The 20,323-nt window shown below is 64.5% G+C and carries 17 protein-coding genes and 2 pseudogenes; 5 read left to right on the top strand and 14 right to left on the bottom strand.

Translation table 11 applies throughout. The annotated features are described in order from the left end of the window. Window positions 1-142: 142 nt before the first annotated feature. The 3 genes and pseudogenes from rnhA to ispH form a co-directional block, all read right to left on the bottom strand. Window positions 143-607, bottom strand: a complete 465-nt coding sequence (gene rnhA / locus AC630_RS11230) for a ribonuclease HI (RefSeq protein ID WP_074118596.1) — start codon at window positions 605-607, stop codon at window positions 143-145. Beyond that, window positions 604-1,599: a homoserine kinase gene (locus tag AC630_RS11225; RefSeq protein ID WP_074118595.1), complete on the bottom strand. Its 996-nt coding sequence runs from the start codon at window positions 1,597-1,599 to the stop codon at window positions 604-606. The genes rnhA and AC630_RS11225 overlap by 4 nt, the downstream gene beginning before the upstream one ends. A 6-nt stretch (window positions 1,600-1,605) precedes the next feature. Then, window positions 1,606-2,575 (bottom strand): annotated as a pseudogene (ispH, locus tag AC630_RS11220) (4-hydroxy-3-methylbut-2-enyl diphosphate reductase). Between the two features lie 265 nt (window positions 2,576-2,840). Here ispH and AC630_RS11215 point away from each other — a divergent pair. Continuing rightward, window positions 2,841-3,536, top strand: coding sequence for a DUF1013 domain-containing protein (locus tag AC630_RS11215; protein ID WP_074118594.1), 696 nt, complete (start codon window positions 2,841-2,843; stop codon window positions 3,534-3,536). A 139-nt stretch (window positions 3,537-3,675) separates the two neighbouring features. Here the strand turns inward: AC630_RS11215 and AC630_RS11210 are convergent, their stop codons facing one another. From AC630_RS11210 to AC630_RS11190, 5 genes are all read right to left on the bottom strand, one after another. Further along, entirely contained in the window at window positions 3,676-3,882 is a 207-nt protein-coding gene (locus AC630_RS11210) for a DUF6494 family protein (RefSeq protein WP_074118593.1), read from the bottom strand. A 25-nt stretch (window positions 3,883-3,907) separates the two neighbouring features. Beyond that, window positions 3,908-4,177: a hypothetical protein gene (locus tag AC630_RS11205; RefSeq protein ID WP_074118592.1), complete on the bottom strand. Its 270-nt coding sequence runs from the start codon at window positions 4,175-4,177 to the stop codon at window positions 3,908-3,910. 237 nt (window positions 4,178-4,414) lie between these two features. Further along, window positions 4,415-6,337: a propionyl-CoA synthetase gene (locus AC630_RS11200; RefSeq protein WP_074118591.1), complete on the bottom strand. Its 1,923-nt coding sequence runs from the start codon at window positions 6,335-6,337 to the stop codon at window positions 4,415-4,417. A gap of 406 nt (window positions 6,338-6,743) precedes the next feature. Then, window positions 6,744-8,129, bottom strand: a complete 1,386-nt coding sequence (locus AC630_RS11195; protein WP_074118590.1) for a tetratricopeptide repeat protein — start codon at window positions 8,127-8,129, stop codon at window positions 6,744-6,746. Window positions 8,130-8,372: 243 nt separating this feature from the next. Next, complete coding sequence (locus AC630_RS11190) at window positions 8,373-9,134, bottom strand: tetratricopeptide repeat protein (RefSeq protein ID WP_074118589.1); 762 nt, start codon at window positions 9,132-9,134, stop codon at window positions 8,373-8,375. A gap of 101 nt (window positions 9,135-9,235) precedes the next feature. On the opposite strand from AC630_RS11190, the pseudogene AC630_RS11185 reads away from it, so the two are divergent. Further along, a pseudogene (locus AC630_RS11185) lies at window positions 9,236-10,781 on the top strand (cation:proton antiporter). Between the two features lie 261 nt (window positions 10,782-11,042). Further along, window positions 11,043-11,813 (top strand): hypothetical protein, encoded by a 771-nt coding sequence (locus tag AC630_RS11180; RefSeq protein ID WP_074118588.1) that lies wholly within the window; start codon window positions 11,043-11,045, stop codon window positions 11,811-11,813. A gap of 200 nt (window positions 11,814-12,013) precedes the next feature. On the opposite strand, the gene AC630_RS11175 is transcribed toward AC630_RS11180, so the two are convergent. The 4 genes from AC630_RS11175 to AC630_RS11160 form a co-directional block, all read right to left on the bottom strand. Then, window positions 12,014-12,820: an SDR family NAD(P)-dependent oxidoreductase gene (locus tag AC630_RS11175; protein WP_074118587.1), complete on the bottom strand. Its 807-nt coding sequence runs from the start codon at window positions 12,818-12,820 to the stop codon at window positions 12,014-12,016. A 46-nt stretch (window positions 12,821-12,866) separates the two neighbouring features. After that, on the bottom strand, window positions 12,867-13,244 hold the full coding sequence (locus AC630_RS11170) for a DUF1850 domain-containing protein (RefSeq protein ID WP_245330336.1): 378 nt from the start codon (window positions 13,242-13,244) through the stop codon (window positions 12,867-12,869). Then, window positions 13,241-15,352, bottom strand: coding sequence for a TRAP transporter permease (locus AC630_RS11165; protein ID WP_074118585.1), 2,112 nt, complete (start codon window positions 15,350-15,352; stop codon window positions 13,241-13,243). The genes AC630_RS11170 and AC630_RS11165 overlap by 4 nt, the downstream gene beginning before the upstream one ends. A gap of 188 nt (window positions 15,353-15,540) precedes the next feature. Continuing rightward, on the bottom strand, window positions 15,541-16,488 hold the full coding sequence (locus tag AC630_RS11160) for a TAXI family TRAP transporter solute-binding subunit (protein WP_074118584.1): 948 nt from the start codon (window positions 16,486-16,488) through the stop codon (window positions 15,541-15,543). A 296-nt stretch (window positions 16,489-16,784) separates the two neighbouring features. Between AC630_RS11160 and AC630_RS11155 the strand changes: the two genes are divergently transcribed. After that, a complete protein-coding gene (locus AC630_RS11155; RefSeq protein ID WP_083636194.1) occupies window positions 16,785-17,867 on the top strand; it encodes a lactonase family protein in 1,083 nt (360 codons plus the stop codon). 83 nt (window positions 17,868-17,950) lie between these two features. Here the strand turns inward: AC630_RS11155 and AC630_RS11150 are convergent, their stop codons facing one another. Beyond that, entirely contained in the window at window positions 17,951-18,430 is a 480-nt protein-coding gene (locus tag AC630_RS11150) for a hypothetical protein (protein ID WP_074118582.1), read from the bottom strand. Between the two features lie 195 nt (window positions 18,431-18,625). Here AC630_RS11150 and AC630_RS11145 point away from each other — a divergent pair, with 195 nt between their 5' ends. After that, window positions 18,626-18,934, top strand: coding sequence for a hypothetical protein (locus AC630_RS11145; protein WP_074118666.1), 309 nt, complete (start codon window positions 18,626-18,628; stop codon window positions 18,932-18,934). Window positions 18,935-19,074: 140 nt separating this feature from the next. Here AC630_RS11145 and AC630_RS11140 read toward each other — a convergent pair whose 3' ends face one another. Beyond that, a complete protein-coding gene (locus tag AC630_RS11140) occupies window positions 19,075-20,304 on the bottom strand; it encodes a hypothetical protein (protein ID WP_074118581.1) in 1,230 nt (409 codons plus the stop codon). Between the last annotated feature and the right edge of the window lie 19 nt (window positions 20,305-20,323).

Raw genomic sequence — 20,323 nt, 5'->3', positions numbered from 1 at the left:
CCACATATGACGCTGTCATGCCCCGCGAAGGCGGGGCATCCAGTACGCCGCAGCCTCTCGGCTCAATCACAACCGTCTCTGGAATACTGGATCGCCCGGTCAAGCCGGGCGATGACAGTTGAGAATGGAGCGACGGCGCGCCCTACTCCGCCACCCTCTGCTGCAACCGCGCTTTCACGATCCCATCGCGCGCGAGCTGATCGGCGCGCTCGTTCTCGGGGTGGCCGGCATGGCCCTTGACCCAGTGCCAGCGGACCTGGTGCTGCTTCAGCGCGGCATCGAGGCGCTGCCATAGCTCGACATTCTTGACCGGCTTCTTGTCGGCGGTGCGCCAGCCGTTACGCTTCCAGCCGTGGATCCAGCCGGTGATGCCCTGCCGCACATACTGGCTGTCGGTGTAGAGATCGACGGTGCACGGCTTCTTCAGCGCTTCGAGCGCGGAGATCGCCGCCATCAACTCCATCTGGTTGTTGGTGGTGTGGCGCTCGCCGCCGTTCAGCTCCTTCTCCTTGTCGCCGAACTTCAGGATCGCGCCCCAGCCGCCGGGCCCGGGATTTCCCGAGCAGGCGCCGTCGGTATAGATCGTCACCTTGGGAAGCTCGCTCACGCGACCAGTCCTGACGGCATCAGCCCGTAGTCGCGCACGCTGGAAACGCTTTGGTGGAAGCGCAGCTTGCGAAAATACTCCAGTGGATCCTTCGGCTTGACCAGCGCGCCCGGCGGCACGTTGAGCCAGTCGACCAGCCGCGTCAGCAGGAAACGGATCGCGGCGCCGCGCGCCAGGAGCGGCAGCGCGGCCTCTTCCGGCTCGGAGAGTTTTCGCACGCGGCCATAGGCATTGAGGAAAGCGCGCGCCTTGGTGACATTGAAGGAATGATCCGGCTCGAAGCACCAGGCGTTGAGGCAGATCGCGACGTCATAGGCCAGCATGTCATTGCAGGCGAAGGTGAAGTCGATGATGCCCGAGAGCTTGTCGCCGAGGAAGAAGGCGTTGTCGTTGAAGAGGTCAGCGTGGATCACGCCTTCGGGCAGATTGGTCGGCCAGACGCCGCTCGAGAGATAGTCGAGCTCGGCGGCGAGGAACGCGCGCAGGCCCGGCTGCACCTCGTCGGCACGGTGTGCTGCCGCATCGAACAGCGGCCGCCAGCCTGGGACCGAGAGCGAATTGACGCGCTTGATCGCGAAATTGGTGCCGGCCAGATGCATCCTGGCCAGCCCCTCGCCGACGCCGGCGCAATGGGTTGCGTTCGGCTTGCGCGGCCAGACGCCCTCGAGAAAGGTGATGATCGCGGCCGGCCGGCCCGACAGCTCGCGCAGCGCCTCGCCGTCTCTTCCCTTCACCGGCAGCGGGCAGTTGATGCCGTGCTCGGCGAGATGCGTCATCAGCGCGAGGAAGAACGGCAGATCGTTCTTCGCCACGCGCTTCTCATAGAGCGTGAGGATGAACGAGGCTTGCCTATTTCCTTGGCTCGTATGCAGCAGGAAGTTGGAATTCTCGACGCCCTCGGCGATGCCCTTGTAGGAGAGCAATTCGCCGAGATCGTATTGCTTCAGGAAATCCGCAAGCTCGTCGGCGGCAACGTCGGTGTAGACCGCCATGCAGATTTACTCGGCGGCGGCTTCGGGGCGCACCGAGCGCGGCAGCGGGAAGAACTCGTTCTCTTCCGCGGCTGACACCGTCTCCACATGCAGCGTGTAGCGCTCGGCGAACGCGTCCATGATCTCTTCGACGATCACTTCAGGCGCGGACGCGCCCGCGGTGATGCCGAGGCTCGTGATGTTGCCGAACTTGTCCCAGTCGATGTCGGCGGCGCGCTGCGCCAGCACGGCGATCCTGCAGCCCTCGCGCTCGGCGACCTCGCGCAGACGCTGCGAGTTCGACGAGTTCGGCGCGCCGACCACGATCAGGGCATCGACCACCGGCGCCACCTTCTTCACCGCCAGCTGGCGGTTGGTGGTGGCGTAGCAGATATCTTCCTTGTGCGGTCCGTTGATGTTCGGGAAGCGCTCCTTGAGCAGCGCCACAATCTCCGCGGTGTCGTCGATCGACAGCGTGGTCTGGGTCACGAAGGCGAGGTTGTTGGGATCCTTCGGAGCGATGGTCTTGGCGTCCTCGGCGGTCTCGATCAGGGTCACGGCGCCCGCCGGAAGCTGGCCGAGCGTGCCGACCACTTCGGGGTGATGGGAGTGGCCGATCAGGAAGATCTCGCGGCCGCGCTTGAAGTGGATCGCGGCCTCGCGGTGCACCTTGGTCACCAGCGGGCAGGTCGCATCCAGCGAGAACAGGTTGCGGGACGTGGCGTCGGCCGGAACCGACTTCGGCACACCATGGGCCGAGAACACAACCGGCGCGGTGGTGTTTTCGGGGATCTCGGCGAGCTCCTCGACGAAGATGGCGCCCTTCTTCTTCAACCCGTCGACGACATACTTGTTGTGCACAATCTCGTGGCGAACATAGACGGGGGGCGCCATACTTATCGAGCGCCCGTTCCACGGTGTCGATCGCCCGGACCACCCCGGCGCAGAAGCCGCGGGGAGAACAAAGCACGATCTTGAGGTCTGGTTTGGCTGACATTGAGCGATCTCGGGACCGAATCACCCATTCGCCTTCTGGCGGGGGACGGTCGATGGATGGAAAAGGGCCTAAAACGGTCTGCTTGGACTGTATAGCGACTTGAAAGGGAATTGGGCCCCCTTTCGGGCGCTGTCAAGGCACTATCTATAGCAGAACCATTGCGTGGCTACCCCCTCCGGGCTTATATAGCGCGAATTCCCTGTCATCGCTGATGACCACCGGTTTCGCCTCCAGAGGGGTGGGCGAAGCACAAAGGAGATTTGCCATGAGCAACGCACCTCTGATGCCCAAGGCGACCGCCGTCTGGCTGCTCGACAACACCGCGCTGACCTTCGATCAGGTCGCCGATTTCACCAAGATGCACCCCCTCGAGGTGCGCGCGATCGCCGACGGCGACGCCGCCCAGGGCATCAAGGGCATGGATCCCCTCTCCAACGGCCAGCTGACCCGCGAGGAGATCGAGAAGGGCGAGAAGAATCCGGACTACCGGCTTCGCCTCCAGGAAAGCAAGGTCGTGCTGCCGCCCCAGCCCAAGCGCAAGGGCCCGCGCTACACCCCGGTGTCGCGCCGCCACGAGCGCCCGAGCGCCATCCTTTGGCTGCTGCGCAGCCATCCGGAGCTCAAGGACGCCCAGATCATGCGTCTGGTCGGCACCACCAAGAGCACGATCGCCAGCGTGCGCGACCGCACGCACTGGAACACCTCCCAGCTGACCCCGATCGACCCGGTCACGCTCGGCCTCTGCTCGCAAATCGAGCTCGATTTCGAGGTGGCGCGCGCGGCCAAGGAAAAGCCGATCGACGCAGCCTATGGCGGCGCGACCCTGCTGCCGGCCTCCGAGACCACCAAGAAAGACGAGTTCGAGCCGGCCGAGCGGTCGAGCGACGACCTCAACGTCGACGCCGTTTTCGCCAAGCTGAAGACGCTCGGCGGCAAGAAGCACGAGGACGAGGAGGAGTAAGGCTCCTCTCCCGGTTTACTACCGAACGCAATTTGAACGCGGCGGGCCAATCCGTCGCGTTTTTATTTGGGCTTGTGAAGAAGATCGCACCCATCGTCGGCGCAGGAGCCGTCAACGTGCGGCTCGCGCGAACGGCAAATCAGCCCAGCTCGATTGTGTCGTTGACCTCGTGGACGAGTCCGACGCTGTCGATCGTCAGCACCATCTTCGCGTTGAGCTTCTCATGGCCCTTGATCCGGCCCGCCGCGATCGCGTCGCGCACCGCCTTTTCGATCTCGCGCTGCGAGGTGACACCGACTTGCTTCAGGAATTTACGCAGGCTGGTGTTGAACTGGTCTTCGTCCATGACGGCCTCCGTAGACGGGGGCGGCTTACGGCCGCTCGGGATGGTTCAGCATGTATTCGCCGAGATCGCGCTGGCGGCGGTCGGCGCGGGCGGTGGCGGCGCTGCGCTGGACGTCTCGGTCCTTGCGGCAGGCCACGTATTCCGGTGAGCCCTGCGCGTAGCCGCGGCTCTGACAGACCGCATCGTCATCGTCGCCACCCATCGCCACCGGCGTCTGGTAGCGCGCGGAACAGGCGGAGAGAGCGATGGCAAGCAGGACGGCTGCAAGCAGACGCGGCGCGGCGGTGAGTGGCATACGAGATCCCCTGTGGCCGGCCCTGTTTAGCGCGGAATGAGGAGAATGTAAGTCCCTGGACGCCGTTCCCCACTCGCTGTCATTCCCCGCGAAAGCGGGGAATCCAGTACTCCGCGACGGCCGTTTGTTCACACAACTTCGGCCGCGGAGTACTGGATCACCCGCTTGCGCGGGTGATGACAGCTGAGATCGGAGCAGCGGTGTAGGCCCGAGCTGACGCGGCGACCGGAGATCGCCTCACACCCTCCCCTTCAGCGCCGCGCCGATCTCGTCGAGCACCTTGGGGTCCTCGATCGTGGCCGGCATCGTCCAGGATTCGCCGTCGGCGATCTTCTTGATGGTGCCGCGCAGGATCTTCCCGGAGCGTGTCTTGGGCAGGCGGCCGACGGTGATGGCGAGCTTGAAGGCGGCAACAGGACCGAGCTTGTCGCGCACCAGCGCGATGATCTCCTTCTCGATCTCCGCGGGTGGGCGCTTCACGCCGGCCTTGAGCACCAGGAAACCGCAGGGCACCTCGCCCTTGATCGCATCCTTGACGCCGAGCACGGCGCATTCGGCAACATCCGGGTGCGAGGCCAGGATCTCCTCCATGCCGCCGGTAGAGAGGCGATGGCCGGCGACGTTGATGATGTCGTCGGTCCGGCCCATGACGAAGACATAGCCGTCCTCGTCCTTGTAGCCGGCATCCGACGTCTTGTAGTAGCCGGGGAATTCGCTGAGGTAGGCTTCCTTGAAGCGCTCATCCTGATTCCACAGCGTCGGCAGGCAGCCGGGCGGCATCGGCAACTTGATGACGATCGAACCCATCGTGTTGGGGCCGACCGGCTTTGCGGCTTCATCCACCACATCGACCTGATAGCCCGGCATCGGCACGGTCGGCGAGCCGTGCTTCACCGGCAGTTGGCCGAGGCCGACCGGATTGCCGGCGATGCACCAGCCGGTCTCGGTCTGCCACCAATGGTCAATCACCGGCACCTTCAACTGCTGCTCCGCCCATTCCACCGTCGGCGGATCCGCGCGCTCGCCGGCGAGGAATAGCGTGCGGAATTTCGACAGGTCGTATTGCCGGATGAACTTTCCTTCCGGATCCTCTTTCCGGATCGCGCGGAACGCGGTCGGCGCGGTGAAGAACGCGACCGCCTTGTGCTCGCTGATCACGCGCCAGAATGCGCCGGCGTCGGGCGTGCCGACCGGCTTGCCCTCATACATGATCGAGGTCGCGCCATGCAGCAGCGGGCCGTAGATGATGTAGCTGTGGCCCACCACCCAGCCGATGTCCGAGCCGCACCACCAGACCTCTCCCGGCTTGACGCCATAGAGGTTGAACATCGACCATTTCACCGCAACCAGATGGCCGCCATTGTCGCGCACGACGCCCTTGGGAATGCCGGTCGTGCCTGACGTGTAGAGGATGTAGAGCGGATCGGTGGCGGCGACCGGCACGCAAGCAGCTTTCCTGCCGTCATTCATCGCCTTGCGGCGCAGGCTGGCCCAATCATAGTCGCGGCCGGGCGAGAGGTCGCAGATCAGCTGCGGACGCTGCAGGACGATGCAGGCCTTCGGCTTGCTGCTCGCAAGATTGATTGCCTCGTCGAGCAGCGGCTTGTACTGCACGATGCGGCCGGGCTCGATGCCACAGCTAGCGGAGAGAATGAGTTTCGGCTGCGCATCGTCGATACGGCTGGCGAGCTCCTTCGCGGCAAAGCCGCCGAATACCACCGAGTGCACCGCGCCGATGCGCGCACAGGCGAGCATCGCGACCAGGGCCTCCGGCACCATCGGCATATAGAGGATGACGCGATCGCCCTTGGCCACGCCGAAGTCCTGCATGATGGCGCCAAGTGCCTGCACCTCGCTCAGGAGTTCCGCGTAGGTGAACTTGGTGACGCTGTTCGTCAGCGGCGAATCATGGATCAGCGCGACCTGGTCGGCGCGGCCGCGTTCGACATGACGGTCGAGCGCGTTGTAGCAGGTGTTGACGACGCCGCCGCTGAACCAGCGGCCGTAGACGCCCTGCGAGGCATCGAAGATCTTTTTCGGCGGCTCGATCCAGTCGATTTCCCTGGCCGCCTCGGCCCAAAAGCCCTCGGGATCGGCCAGCGAGCGCGCGTGGACCTCGTGATAACTGCTCTTACCGTCGACGTTTCCTCGGACGTTCATTCCCGCGCTCCCGTTCCCTTTATTTCGCCTGGCCTCGACCTTGCGGCAGGACGGAAGTCCCGCCATGACACGGATCAAGTGCCGGCCTTTGAGGGCTATTTTCCCGGGAACGGGCGGCGGTTCAAGCTGAAAAGAATGGGTCTTTTGGAGGAGGGAGCGCTTGTCTCGACGAAATGGATAACTCTGCTGCCGCGTCGGTGGTGCCCCCCTCGCCCCGCTTGCGGGGTCGAGACGAGCTACGCTCGCTCGGAGAGGGTTGGGGTGAGGGGGAGTCTCCCCGGGGACGGTAAGAGTTGGACTCGCGGAGAGTCCCCCTCACCCGGAATTTGCTACGCAAATTCCGGCCTCTCCCCGCAGGCGGTCCGCAGGCGGGGAGAGGCGAAGAGCACGAGCGTCTCGCGGCTTCTCAGCCCTCCATCGCATTCAGGCGCTGCAGCCGTTCCTGCATGACCTTCCTCAGATCATAACCCGGACGGCCGAAGCTGGTGTTGCGGGTGGCGAGGAAATCGCGCTGGGTCTTGCGCAGGTCGTTCGCCGACCGCTTGTTTGCGGATTTCAGCACGCGCACGTAGGTCTCTGCGATCTGGCGGTCGAGCATACCGAGTTGCGGATCGGCACAGATCACCTTCTCGACCTCGCGCTTCGCGGTAGCGCAATCAAACGACGGGCCGTTGCCGGAATTCGCTGCGAGCGGACGCAGCGGCTCGGCGCCGAACTTCGCGATCTCCGCAATCATGGTGCGGCGGCCGGCAGCTGCGTTCTCATTGCCGGGATCGAGCTTCAGCGCGGTCTCGTAATCGGCCAGCGCCTTCCTGCGCTCGCCCATCTTCTTGTAGAGCACCGCGCGGTTGTTGTAGGTCTGCGCGAAGTTCGGATCGATCTTCAGCGCGGCCTCGTAGTCGTTCAGCGCCGCGCCGAGCTCGCCCTTGAGCTGGTAGGAATCGCCGCGATTGGTGAAGAAATTGGGCCGCGGCGCCAGCCGCAGTGCCTGGTCGTAGTCGGCGATTGCCTTGTCGTACTCGCCCATCTCGGCCAGCGACAGGCCGCGATTGTCGTAATATTCCGGTACCTTCGGGTCGAGCCTGATCGCGTCCCCGTCGTCGGCGACGGACTTGTCGAGCTGGCCGAGCTTCTTGTAGGCCGCGCCGCGGTTGGTGTAGCTGCGCGCCCGGTTCGGATCGAGCCGCAGCGCCTCACTGAGATCGCGGACCGCCTTCTCGTTGTCGCCGCCGAGATAATAGGTCACGCCGCGGTCGGACCAGGCCTGCGCATCATCCGGCTTCAGCTTGATCGCCTGGTCGTAATCGGCGAGCGCGCGGTCGAGCCGGCGCTGGTTTGTATAGATGACGCCGCGCAGCTCGTAGGCCTCCGCATCCTGCGGATCGAGCTCGATCGCCTTGCTGAGGTCAACCGCGGCGCGATTGAGATCGCCGCCGGCCTCGCGCAAGAGATCGCCGCGCAGGCGCCAGGCCTTTGCATTCTTGCCGTCGAGCGCAATGGCGCGGTCGATGTCCCGCAGCGCCTGTGTGAGGCCGCCCGAGGTCCGCGCGTTGGCGTCCGCACGAACCAGCAGGGCCGCGGCGCGGTCGGAGGATGGATTTGAGGCCTGGTCGATGATGGCGCTGCACGCCGTGATCAGCTCGGCCGGAGCGGCCTTGCTGCCCGACACGCAATCGGTGCCGGCCGAGGCCGGGGCAGCGAGGGCAAGGCTGATCGCCGTGCTGAGGAGGAAGGCGCGAAGCGATATTTTGGCAAAAGGAAACATTTGCGCGGAAGAACGCGTGCCGCACATCAGGAAGGCTCCGTGACATCAGGTTCTCACCATTGTCGCGGCGGGCAAAGAATGGGTTCAAATCGGGCCTGTCGTCAGGAGCCCACCGGCGCCCGCGCTCCCTCGCCCCGCTTGCGGGGAGAGGGTGGGGTGAGGGGGAGTCTCCACAGGGACGGCAGCAGTGCGTGGAGACTCCCCCTCACCCGGAATTTGCTGCGCAAACTCCGGCCTCTCCACGCACGCGGGGAGAGGCGAAGAAAACTCTCAATACCCATCTACCCCGTTGAGCCGTTGCAGCCGCTCCTGCATTGCCTTCTTCAGATCATAACCAGGCCGGCCGAAGGCGGCGTTACGACGCGCGATGAACTGATCCTGCTCGCGTTGAAGCGCCCTGGCCTCGCCCGTATTGCGGGCTTCCCGGATCACGCGGGCATTCGATGCAAAGACCTCGCGGTCGAGATCGGCGAGCTCGCGATTAGCGCAGATCGCCTTCTCCACGGCGCGGGCCGCGCGGGCGCAATTGAAGCTGGGCTTGCCGGCGACCGCCATCTGCGCACCGATCCGTTCGAGCTCGCGTGCCATTGCCTTGTGATTGGCCTTGGCCTTCTCGTGGTTCGGATCGATCTTCAGCGCGGCGCCGAAATCCTGCACCGCCTTGGGCTTGTCGCCCTTCTTCAGCCAGAGCTCGCCGCGTGCGTTGAAGAGATCGGCTAGCGTAGGATCGAGCTGCAAGGCGCGGCTGTCGTCGGCGATCGCACGATCGATCTGGTCGTGCCGTGCCAGAAGCGCGCCGCGCGCGGCGAGCGCCTTGACCAGATCTGGCTTGGCCGTCTTCTCGTTGTCGATCACGGCCGCGCAGGCGGAATTCGCCTTGTCCATATCGTCGGCCGCGGCGGCAGTGAGGCACGGCGCTATATCGACCTGCGGCCCCGCAGCCGGCTCGCCGCCGGTCGCAGCATGGGCCGCGCCGAGCGCGAGCGCATAGATCAGCGCCGCAACTGACGATTGAATCAGAAAAGATCGCATTGTCGTTGCAGTCGGAAAGCTCGCCTTGGGAGCGGATTGTCCGCTATACGCCGGATTGATGCTAGCCTGTCGCATCGCTCAAATCGCCTTCCGGAACTCTCGTGTCGACATTCGAATGGATCATCGCGTTGCTGCTCGGCGCCGTTGCCTTATCGGCGCTGGCGCGGCGGATCAAGGTCCCCTACCCGACCTTTCTCGCCATCGGCGGCGCGCTGATCGCCTTCGTGCCGAAGAGCCCGACTTGGACGCTCGAGCCAGACCTGGCGCTGGCGCTTTTTGTCGCACCGGTGCTTCTGGACGCCGCTTACGACACCTCGCTGCGCGATCTCCGCAACAACTGGATTCCGGTCTCGACGCTCGTGGTGGCGGCGGTCGGCCTGACCACGGCCGGCGTGGCCTACGTCGCCCACCGGCTGGTGCCCGATATGCCCTGGGCCGCGGCGATCGCGCTCGGCGCCATCGTGGCGCCCCCCGGATGCCGCTGCGGCTGTCGCGATCCTGAGCCAGGTCAAGCTGCCTCACCGCATGGTGAAGGTGCTTGAAGGCGAGAGCCTGCTTAACGACGCCAGCGCGCTCTTGATCTATCGCATCGCAGTCGGCGCGGTCGCCACGGAGCATTTGAAATGGAGCGAGGTCGCGCCGACGATTGCGCTGGGGCTGGTCGGCAGCGTCCTCGCCGGTCTTCTCGCCGCACGCGTCATCCCGCCCATCATGGAGCGCGTAAAGGAGGTGCCGAGCGCGATCATCCTGCAGTTCGCCACCACTTTCATGATCTGGATCACCGCCGAGCATCTCGGCCTCTCCGGCATCCTTACCATCGTGGTCTACGCCATCGCCGTCGCACGTACGGCGCCGGCACGCATCCCGGCACGGCTGCGGGTGCCGTCCTATGCGGTGTGGGAGACGATGGTGTTTGTACTAAATGTGCTCGCCTTCATGCTGATCGGCATGCAGATGCGGCCGATCTGGTCGCGGTTGGACGCGGACGTGCGCTGGGAATATTGCGTGGCCGCGGCCTGGATCCTGCTCACGGTGGTGCTGGTGCGGCTGCTCTGGGTGACGTTCTACCGCACGACGCTGCGCGTCCTGATCGTGCGCGGGCTCTATCATCCCAAGGACCCCAAGGCCGTTGCCTCGCGGAAGGGCGGCCTCATTATCTCCTGGTGCGGCATGCGCGGCCTCGTCACACTCGCCACCGCCTTTGCCCTGCCGGAGAACTTTCCCCAACGCGACTTCATCGTCTTCATCGCCTTCGCGGTGGTGCTGGGATCGCTCATCATCCAGGGGCTGACGCTGCGGCCGCTGATCCTGGCCTTCGGCCTCAGGGACGACGACCCCGTCGGCGTCGAGGTTGCGCGCGGACGCGCCGTCGCCTATCGAGCGGCGCTCGATGCGATCGAAAGCGATCCGTCGGAAGAGGCCGAAATCCTGCGACTCGAATATCGCGCCACCCTCATGCAGGCCGAGAACGATCCGAACGGCGGCATCGCCAGCGGCGAGATGCCGACCGATCCCCTGCGCCGCCGCGCCATCGAAGCCGCGCGCAAATCGATCTTCGAACTGCGCGCTACCGAAGTGATCGGCGACGACGCCTTCCATCGCCTCGAGGAGGAGCTTGATCGCGCGGAATTGAGCGCAGGAGGGTGAGCCAGCAAACTCCGCTGTCGTCCCGGACAAGCGAAGCGCAGATCCGGGATCCATAACCACAGGAAGAAGTTTGGCGAAGACTCGGAGTTACCGACCTCGCGTCATCCTACCGCTCGTGGTTATGGGTCCCGGGCTCGCACTGCGCGCGCCCCGGGACGACAATCGAGATTGAGGCAATATTTGCGATTGAACAACGTGCGCTAGACCACACAGGACAGTGCCGGCGTTGAACCAAACGCCGCCGTCCCAGACTCATCCCTCATGACGACCCTTACCGACGACCGTCGTGTACGCGCGCGTGATGCGTCGCCTGCACGAAATTTTTATCTCCACATGTCCCTGGCCTGCGCGGCCACGGCGCTTCTCGGCTTCGCACCGACCTATTGGGTGCCGCTCGCCAAGGGGACGTTGTCCGCGAGCCCGGTCATTCATTTTCACGGGCTCTTGTTCTCCACCTGGTCGGTCTATTTCGTGATCCAGACCTGGCTCGCCGCCTCGGGCCGCGTGGTCAATCATCGCGCGCTCGGCATCGTCGGCGTCTCGCTCGCGACCGCGATGACGATCTTCGGCTTCCTCGCCTCTGTACATGTGATGAAGCATTCCGCGGCGCTCGGACAGCAAGATGCCGGGATCGGCTTCTCGATCGTGCCGATGAGCGGGATCGCGTTCTTCGCGGTGGTGTTCGTGCTCGCGATCATGAACACGCGCAGGCCCGAGATTCACAAGCGCCTGATGCTGCTCGCCGCGGTCTCGATTCTCGATGCCCCGATCGCACGCTGGTTCATGACCTTCCTCGCGCCGCCCGGCCAGCCCGGCCCGCCGCCGGTGTCGGTGACGATCGCGCCGGCGGTGGTCGCGTCGCTCCTGCTCGTCGTCGCCATGGTGCGCGACTGGCGCACCGAGGGCCGCGTGCATCCGGTCTACATCTACGGCACGCTCGCGCTGCTGGCGGTGAAGGTGCTGAACTGGCCGGTCAGCGAGACCGCCGCGTGGCACGCATTCGCCGGCGGGATTCTGGCGCTGGCGCAGTAGGCGCCGAACATGCCCCTGTCGTCCCGGACAAGCGAAGCGCAGATCCGGGCCCCCTGCGCGAGCGCTTGCGCTCGTCGCCATAACCACAGGACGTGATTTGGCGAAGACCCGTGGTTACCTGCTCGTGCTACGACTCCTCCCTTTGGTTATGGGTCCCGGGTTCGCGCTACGCGCGCCCCGGGACGACAGTGAGGTTGAAGCTATGCCCCCGCCTTGCACGTGATCCCGCCGTCCACCACGAGCTCGATTCCCGTCACATATTTCGACTCGTCCGAGGCGAGGAACAGCGCGGCATTGGCGACGTCCCAGGCGTCGCCCATGTGGCCCATCGGCACCTGGGCGTCGCGGGCACGCCACATCGCTTCGACATCACCCTTGGCATAGCTGCTCGCGAGCCCTGCGGAATGCGCGACCATCGGCGTCTTCATCAGGCCGGGCAGGATCGCGTTCACCCGCACATGATGGCGCGCGAACTCGATCGCGGTCGTGCGCGTCATCTGGTTCATCGCGGCCTTCGAGGTGCCGTAGGTGACGTAGGAGATACCCATGTGGCGAATCGAGGCGATCGAGGAGATGTTGATGATCGAGCCGCCGCCCTGCTTCACCATCACGGGAATGACGTGCTTCATGGCAAAGTAGGCGCTCTTGAGGTTGACGCTGAAGACGCGGTCCCAGCTCTCCTCGGTCACCTCGACCACGCTGCCCATCTCGGCGATGCCGACATTGTTGTCGAGCACGTCGATGCGGCCATAGGCCTTCAGGCACGCCGCCACCATCGCCTCGATCTCGCTGGCGCGCGAGACATCGGCCGTGAACGCCGTCGCCTTGCCGCCTTCATCGTTGATGATCTTCGCGGTCTCTTCGGCGGCCGCGCCGTTGCGATCGACGCAAAACACCTGCGCGCCCTCGCGCGCGAAGGTCACCGCGGTCGCCTTGCCGTTGCCCCAACCCGGTCCGATCGAGCCGGCGCCCACCACCATCGCAACCTTGCCCTTGAGCCGATCCATCACGTTTCTCCTGTGTTGTTCTTCATTGTAGCCCCGACGCTGCGGGCTACGGATCGTTGCAGACCTTCATCCTGGTGACGTTAGCACCGATGGGATGGCCGACAATCTCCGAAAGCGTTTGGCAGCTTCCGTCATGGCACAGCCGCCATTCCCCGGCCGCACCTGAATTGCCGAGCACGACCTCCTGCATCGGCGCGCGCTTCGGCTGCCACTGAAACCAGCCGTCGACGAGCCGCGCTTCGGGCGGCGGCTCCATGCCGGGGCCGGTGCCCTTGACGCGGGCCCGCACCAGCACGAGGCCAGCGGGGGTGACGCGCCAGTCTTCCTGCCAGTCGACCTTCGCAATCGAATGCGTCCACACCAGCGTGAACGCGGAAAGCGCCAGCGCCTTCACGCCCCCGACGGTTGCGAAGCAGAGGCTCACACCGCCTCGACCGTTGCCGGCGGGCGCTGCCGCCACTGCCACAGCACGAGCGCGGCGGAGAGCACGAAGCCCGCTGTGTCGCTGAATGGGAAATCGCCGAGCAGGCAGAGCGCGGCGCCAAGCGCCACCACGCGTTCTATGAACGTCAGCCGCGTGAACAGGAAGCCGATCGCCACCATGCCGAACAGGGCGATCGCCACCAGCGCCTTGAAGGTCGCGAGCGCCACCGCGCCGTAGAAGCCGAGCTTGGCGGCCATGGGATCGCCGGCCTGCAGCATCAGCGCCGGTGAATAGACGAAGATGAAGGGAATGACGTAACCGGCGAGCGCGATGCGCATCGCCTCCCATCCGATCTTGTCAGGATTCTCCTTCGCGATCGGCGCGGCCGCGAGTGCGGCCAGCGCAACCGGCGGCGAGAGGTCGGCCATGATGCCGTAATAGAACGCGAACATATGGCTCGCGATCAGCGGCACGCCAAGCTTCGCCAGCGCGGGCGCGGCGAGCGCGGCGGTGATGATGTAGGTCGGGATGGTCGGAATGCCGGTGCCGAGAAGGATCGACAGCAGCATGGTCATGATCAGCGCCAGGAACAGGCTCTTCTCGCCGAGACCGATCACCCAGCCGCCGAAGATGGTGCCGACGCCGGTCTGCGACATCATGCCGATGATGACGCCGACGATGGCGCAGGCCATGCCGACCGTGATGGCGGATTTGGCGCTCTCGGCCAGGGAGTCGCGACAGGAACGCAGCGCCGCAAGACCGCCGCGGACGAAAGCGGTGATGAGGATCAATGCGACGACGACGCAGCCGACCGGCACGATCTGCAAGCCGTCACGCGACAGCGCGGCGACAACGAGCGCGAGCCCGATCCAGAAGATGTAGCGAATCGCCGTGCCCGAGACGCCCGCCGTGATGCTGGCGCCGAGGATCAGCGCGACCGTCAGTGCGAGGCCCATGCTGCCGGCATAGAGTGGCGTAAAGCCTTCGAACAGCATGTAGACCAGCGCCGCGAGCGGCAGCACGAGATACCAGCCCTTCACCAGCGCCTTCCAGGCGCTCGGAGTTTCCGAGCGCTTCATGCCGGTGAGGCCGTGCTTGCCGGCTTCCAGATGCACCATCCAGAACGCGGAGGCGAAATAGAGCACCGCGGGGATCGCGGCCGCTTTCACGATCTCCGAGTACTGGACGCCGAGCGTCTCCGCCATGATGAAGGCAACGGCGCCCATCACCGGCGGCATGATCTGTCCGCCCATCGAGGCGGTGGCCTCGACACCAGCGGCGAAGGCGCGGCGATAGCCGAACCTGATCATCAGCGGAATGGTGAACTGGCCGACGGTGACGACGTTGGCGACGCCGGAGCCGGAGATGGTGCCCATCATGCCCGAAGCAAACACCGCGACCTTCGCCGGGCCGCCGCGGGTGCGGCCGAACAGGCCGAGCGAGACGTCGGTGAAGAGCTGGATCATGCCGGCGCGCTCCAGGAACGAGCCGAACAGGATGAACAGGAAGATGTAGGTCGCCGAGACATAGATCGGCACGCCGTAGAAGCCCTCGGTGCCGAACGACAGATGCGTGACGATCTGGTCGAAGTCATAGCCGCGATGGTTGAGCGGCGACGGCAGGTACTGCCCGAAGAACCAGTAGAGCAAGCACGCGCCGCACATCAGCGGCAGCGCCGCGCCCATCAGCCGCCGCGTGCCCTCGAAGATCAGCACCGCGAGCACCGTGCCGACCGCGAGATCGAGCCTGGTCGGATCGCCGTCGCGCGCGATCAGATCGGCATAGAAGATCCACTGATAGAGGCCGCAGAAGAAGCCGGCGGCGCCGATCACCCAGCCCAGCGCACGGCCGAAATCGCTCTTCGCGGTGAAATTGGCGATCAGGCCGAAGGTGAGAAGGACGAGGAAGCCGACATGGACGCCGCGCACCACCTGGCTCGGCAGATAGTTGAAGGCCGCGACATAGAGCTGGAAGGTGGCAAAGGCGATGCCGATCCAGTACGCGAGATGGCCCCACCAGCCCGGACCGAACCCTTCCGGAAAGCCGTGCTCGAAATTGTCGAACTCAACCTTGATGGGCGCTTCGGTGCCCTCTGCCTTTTCCAGCATCTCAAATCGCCCCAGAACAGCATCACGTCTGATGACATTGGCACGGTCCCCCCGCGCCGTCATGCCCGGGCTTGCCCGGGCATCCACGATCTTCCTCGCCTGGCGTCAGAACGTGGATGGCCGGGACATCTACGCGAAGACGCGCTTCGCACTAATGCCCGGCCATGACGCTCGACACCGAGAGCTGATTACTTGATCAGCCCCTTTTCCTTGTAATAGCGGATCGCGCCGGGATGCAGCGGAACCGGGCTGCCACTGGCCGCCGTCTCGAGCTTGATCTCCTTGCCGGCCGCGTGCGCGTTGGCTAGTTCGGGCAGCGACTCGTAGACCAGTTTGGTCATTTGATAGGCGAGGTCATCCGACACCGCCGAGCTGGTCACGAGGTAGTTGACCACGGCCGCCGTCGGCACGTCCTTGTCCTGGCCCGTGTAGGTGTTCGCCGGAATGATCGCCGAGATGAAGGGCGGGCCGATCTTGTCGACGGTCTCCTTCGGCACCGACACCACCGTGATCGAGGCCGAGGTGGACAGATCCTTCAGCGAGGCGACGCCGAGGCCGGCCGACTGCAGGGTCGCCCCTAACTGGCGGTTCTTCATGAGGTCGACGGATTCGGCGAACGGCAGATATTCGACCTTGCCGAGGTCCTTGTAGGTCATGCCGGCGGCCGCGAGGATCGCGCGCGAATTGAGCTCGGTGCCCGACTTCGGCGCGCCGACCGAAAGGCTCTTGCCCTTGAGGTCGGCCAGCGTCTTGATGCCGCTGTCGGCGGTCGCGACGATCTGGATGTAGTTCGGATAGATCGCGCCGATGGTCCTGAGCTTGTCGAGCTTGTTCTTGAAGCCGGCTTCCTCGTCGCCCTCCCAGGCGGCTTTGAGCGAGTCACCCAGCGTGAACGCCAGTTCGCCGCGGCCCTGCTGCAGCAGGATCAGGTTCTCGACCGACGCCTTGGTGGCCTGCACCTGCGTCTTCACGTTCGGAATCTTGTCGCCGTAGATCTTCCCGATCGCGACCCCGAGCGGATAGTAGACGCCGGAGGTGCCGCCGGTCAGCACGTTGATGAAGGATTGCGCATGTGCGCAAGGTGCCGACGCCGCCAGAGCAAGAGCTGCGGCCACGCCGAAAATCGTCCGTTTCATGATTTTTGTACTCCCCAAACCGGCCGCGAAATTGGCCGGATGAGGCAAAAGAATCAACCCATCCAAAAGGCAAAACAGGGCTGCGGCAAAGGCTGCGACGTAACCGCACAAGATACCCGGGGCGTCAGGCTGGAAAGACCGCGGCTGCCCGCGTAATCTCTCGGAACCGGTCCGTCAGAGGCCGCGTTTTCAGGGAGAACGCCATGACCTCAGTCAGTCGTTTCGCCGGATCATCTTTGGTGACGGCGATCCTTTTTAGTACCAGCCTCCTCATCGCAGCCCACGCGAGGCCGCTCATGATCGTCGGTCTGGACGAGAAGCTGCTGTGGGACGATGATGGCAAGCCGATACTCGCGGCTCCGGGAAAGGACCAGGTCCTGATCGTCGATGTTGCCGATCCCGAGAGCCCGAAGATCGTCGCCTCTCTTCCTCTCAAGAACTCAGTCGTCGGCCCGCCGGTCAATGTTGCCATTGATCCGACCGGTACCGTCGCACTGGTCGCCGACTCCGTCGATGTGGTCAGGGACGGCGATGCGCTGAAACAGGTACCGGACAACAAGATTTACGTGATCGATCTCGGTGCCAATCCGCCCAAGCTTGCGGCAACCATCACCGGCGGGAAACAACCATCAGGCTTGAGCTTCAGTCCGGACGGCAAGATGGCGCTGGTCGCCAATCGCGCCGACAATTCGATCAGCGTGCTCTCGGTGAACGGCACCGACGTCAAGATCACCGACACGGTGGCAATGCCCGACAGCGTCGCCCATGCGACCTTCACCCCCGACGGCAAGCGCGCGCTGGTGGCGCGGTTCCCCGCCCACAAGATATCGGTGCTCGATATCGCCGACGGTAAAGTGACCTACAACAAGGTCGACCTGCCGACCGGACAGTGGCCGTACAATGTCGCAGTGGTTCCCGCCGGCAGGATCGCCTTGACCTCGGACAATGGCGCTGCCGGCTCTTCCGACGGCAGCGTCGACACGACGAGCGTCATCGATCTCGAAGCCAAGCCGCCGCGCATCATCGACCGGGTCGTGGTTGGCGACGGACCGGAGGGACTCGCCATCAGTCCCAAGGGCGATCTCGCCGTCTCCATCATCTTGCGCGGCTCCAACACGAAGAACGCATTCTTTTACGAGAAGAACGGCAGCGTCTCAGTGCTGAAGATCGACGGCAAAAAGGTAACCAAAACTCAGGACATCGAGGTCGGCGGGCTGCCGGAAGCCGCGATGTTCACCCCCGACGGCAAATACATCCTGGTCGGGAACTATCTCACCGAGGACTTCGCCATCCTCAAGGTCGACGGCACCAACGTTACCGACACCGGCAAGCGCTTCAAGGTGCCCGGCCATCCGGCCTCGGGACGCATGGGACCGTAGGGCAAGAAAGCGCCCAAACATAGAGACGGCCTGGCTCGCTCACGAGCCAGACCGTCTCGATTCCTGCCTTTCGGGCCAATAGCTCACTGGAACGTCATGTCCAGGCACTTGGAGATGTCGGAGCCGAGGCCCGAGGAGATCGTGATGCAGCCGCGCACCTTCTGCGCGGCCATGTCGGCGGCCCAGATCGAATAACCGCCGGGGCCGAAGAACGAGTTGGTGTTCGGCGGCTCGGTCTCGGTCGCGTCGAAATCATAGCGGCCGTCGGTCTCGAAGATGCGCGGCTTCTTGGTGCAGCCGCCGTCGGTCTGGACGTTGATGACTTCCTTGTTGTCGCGGGTCAGCGCCAGGGAGACCTGGCAGCGGAAATATTCGGAGGTCTTGGTATTGAAGAGGTAGGTGTAGGACTTGCAGGTCGCGGTATTCAGCTTGCCCGGGGCAAGGCCGCGGCTGCAGGAAATCCTCTGGTTGTGGCTGAGCTGGTAGTCATCGGCCCGGGCGGCCGGCGCCACCGCCGTCAGCGACAATGCAGCAGCCCAACAAATCTTAGTCACATGGCGCATCCGAATCATCCCCACCAATAATTTTGTCGAGTTGCGTTCTAGACGGAAAGCGGAACATAGTCGCGCGGGGGCGAAGGGAAAATCACAAACTGCTCGGCAGGACGTGATGCGCTGCGGCGCTTTCGCGAATTGACCTGGAAATATCGTTCGTGATTTGTTCATCGGGACAACCCCAGCGACGGGGAGGATGGGATGATGGCATTTTCAACGAAGACATTTGCACTTGCTTCGCTTGCACTTGTAACCGCGTTCGCTGCTCCGGCATGCGCACAGACCGCGGCAACGCCGTGGGAGCTCAAGTCCGACACCGGCTATGCCTATGACAAGGAAGGCAAGACCTTCTCCTACAAGATGGGCACCAGCAATGCCGGCGAACTCCTGAAGGGCGCCAAGAAGGTGCCGAAGGGCACGCTGTTCTTCATTGGCCAGAATGGCCAGCTCTACATGCGCAGCGGCCCCTATCTCGAAGGCGACGGCAAGTTCAAGTTCGGGCCGGATCGGTAATCCCTCTTTTTGTCGTCCCGGGGCGCGCGAATACGCCGTAGGGTGGGCAAAGGCGCGTTAGCGCCGTGCCCACCATCTATCGGCGTGCTCTGATTGCGAATGGTGGGCACGCTTCGCTTTGCCCACCCTACGGCAGCACATTAAAACGCGCCCGCCAATTCCCTTGCGCCGGCGTTGCTGCTGTTCGAATCCATCCGCGAGTCCGTCACGGCGAGCAGCTTGGCCACGGTGTTGTGGCGGATCGCGACCGGGTTGCGCTCATAGCCGCCGCGCTGGAAGAAGTTCGAGGTCGGCACCTGCTCGCGCATCGCCTGCGGCATCGTCACCATGTCGAGGCCGGTGCCATCGCCGGTGAGGTTCATCATCTCGAGCTCGGCCGCGGTGAGCGGGCGGTTGTACCCCTTGGCACGTGCGAACAGCACCGAGGTGAGCAGCTTGTGGGTCTGCAGCATCGGCCCGACATCGACGTCGAGCACCATCGCGTGCATGGCCCAGCCCTGCGCGGTATTGCCGATCTTCTCGTGCTCCGACCAGGTGTCGGGCACCGACTTCGCATGCGCCACCATTTTTTTCAGCACGACGAGCTTGTGCTCCAGCGCCTTGCGCGCCGGCCCTGAGGTTCGCGCCACCTTGTCAGAGAGCGCATGAATGAACTCATCGCCCTGCTCGGCGAGCAGCTCGACGCTGTTGGTCGTCAGCAACTGGTTGTAGCCGATCGCGGTCGAGATCGCGCGCTTGCCGCCATGCTCGATTCCCGCTTGCACGTCGAAACTGCCGGTGCCGCCGGTCTCGAACGAATAGACCCGCACCGCCTGCTCGCGCGTGAGGCCGGAGGCGACCGCGTAGCGCGCATAGGCGCGCTTGAACTCGGCCTCGTTGGCCGGGCGCTGCGGCGTGAACTGATAGAGCTCCTGCGCCGCGCGCAGGAAATCGGCAACCACTGGAATTGGCTTTCGGGCGGGGCGTTCCGGCGTTTCCTCCGGCTCCGGGTTCACCGGCCGCTTCGGCCCGTCATAGAGCGGCGGATGTTCCAGCACGTAGTCATCTAACGTGACCTGCTGCCCGCTGCGCCGCTTGGCGTTGCGGGTGCGGCGCTTCTCGGAGATCTGGCTCCAATAGGCGCCGGCCTCCTCGTCGAAGGCAGCCCGCGCCGCCTGATACTCCTGCAGCTTGCGGCGATATTCGAGCACGGCAGGCGAGGCGCCGCCTTGCCCAAAAAACTGCGACAAGAGCTGGGCTTTGGCATTGCTGACGGCGGGCGGCAGCGCGTCGGCCTCGCCGCCACGCGCGGCAGGCGCAAGCAGGACGAGTGCGAGTGGAACCAGCGCCAGAGGAACCAGTGTGAGGGGCTTTCGAATCGATCGATGCATGCCGCCGTCTTAGCAGGCA

Origin of the sequence: Bradyrhizobium sp. AS23.2 (assembly GCF_001908185.1) — a bacterium.
Lineage (GTDB): Bacteria > Pseudomonadota > Alphaproteobacteria > Rhizobiales > Xanthobacteraceae > Bradyrhizobium.
Note: the sequence above shows the minus strand (reverse complement) of the source record. Positions and strands in the feature narration are given on the sequence as shown.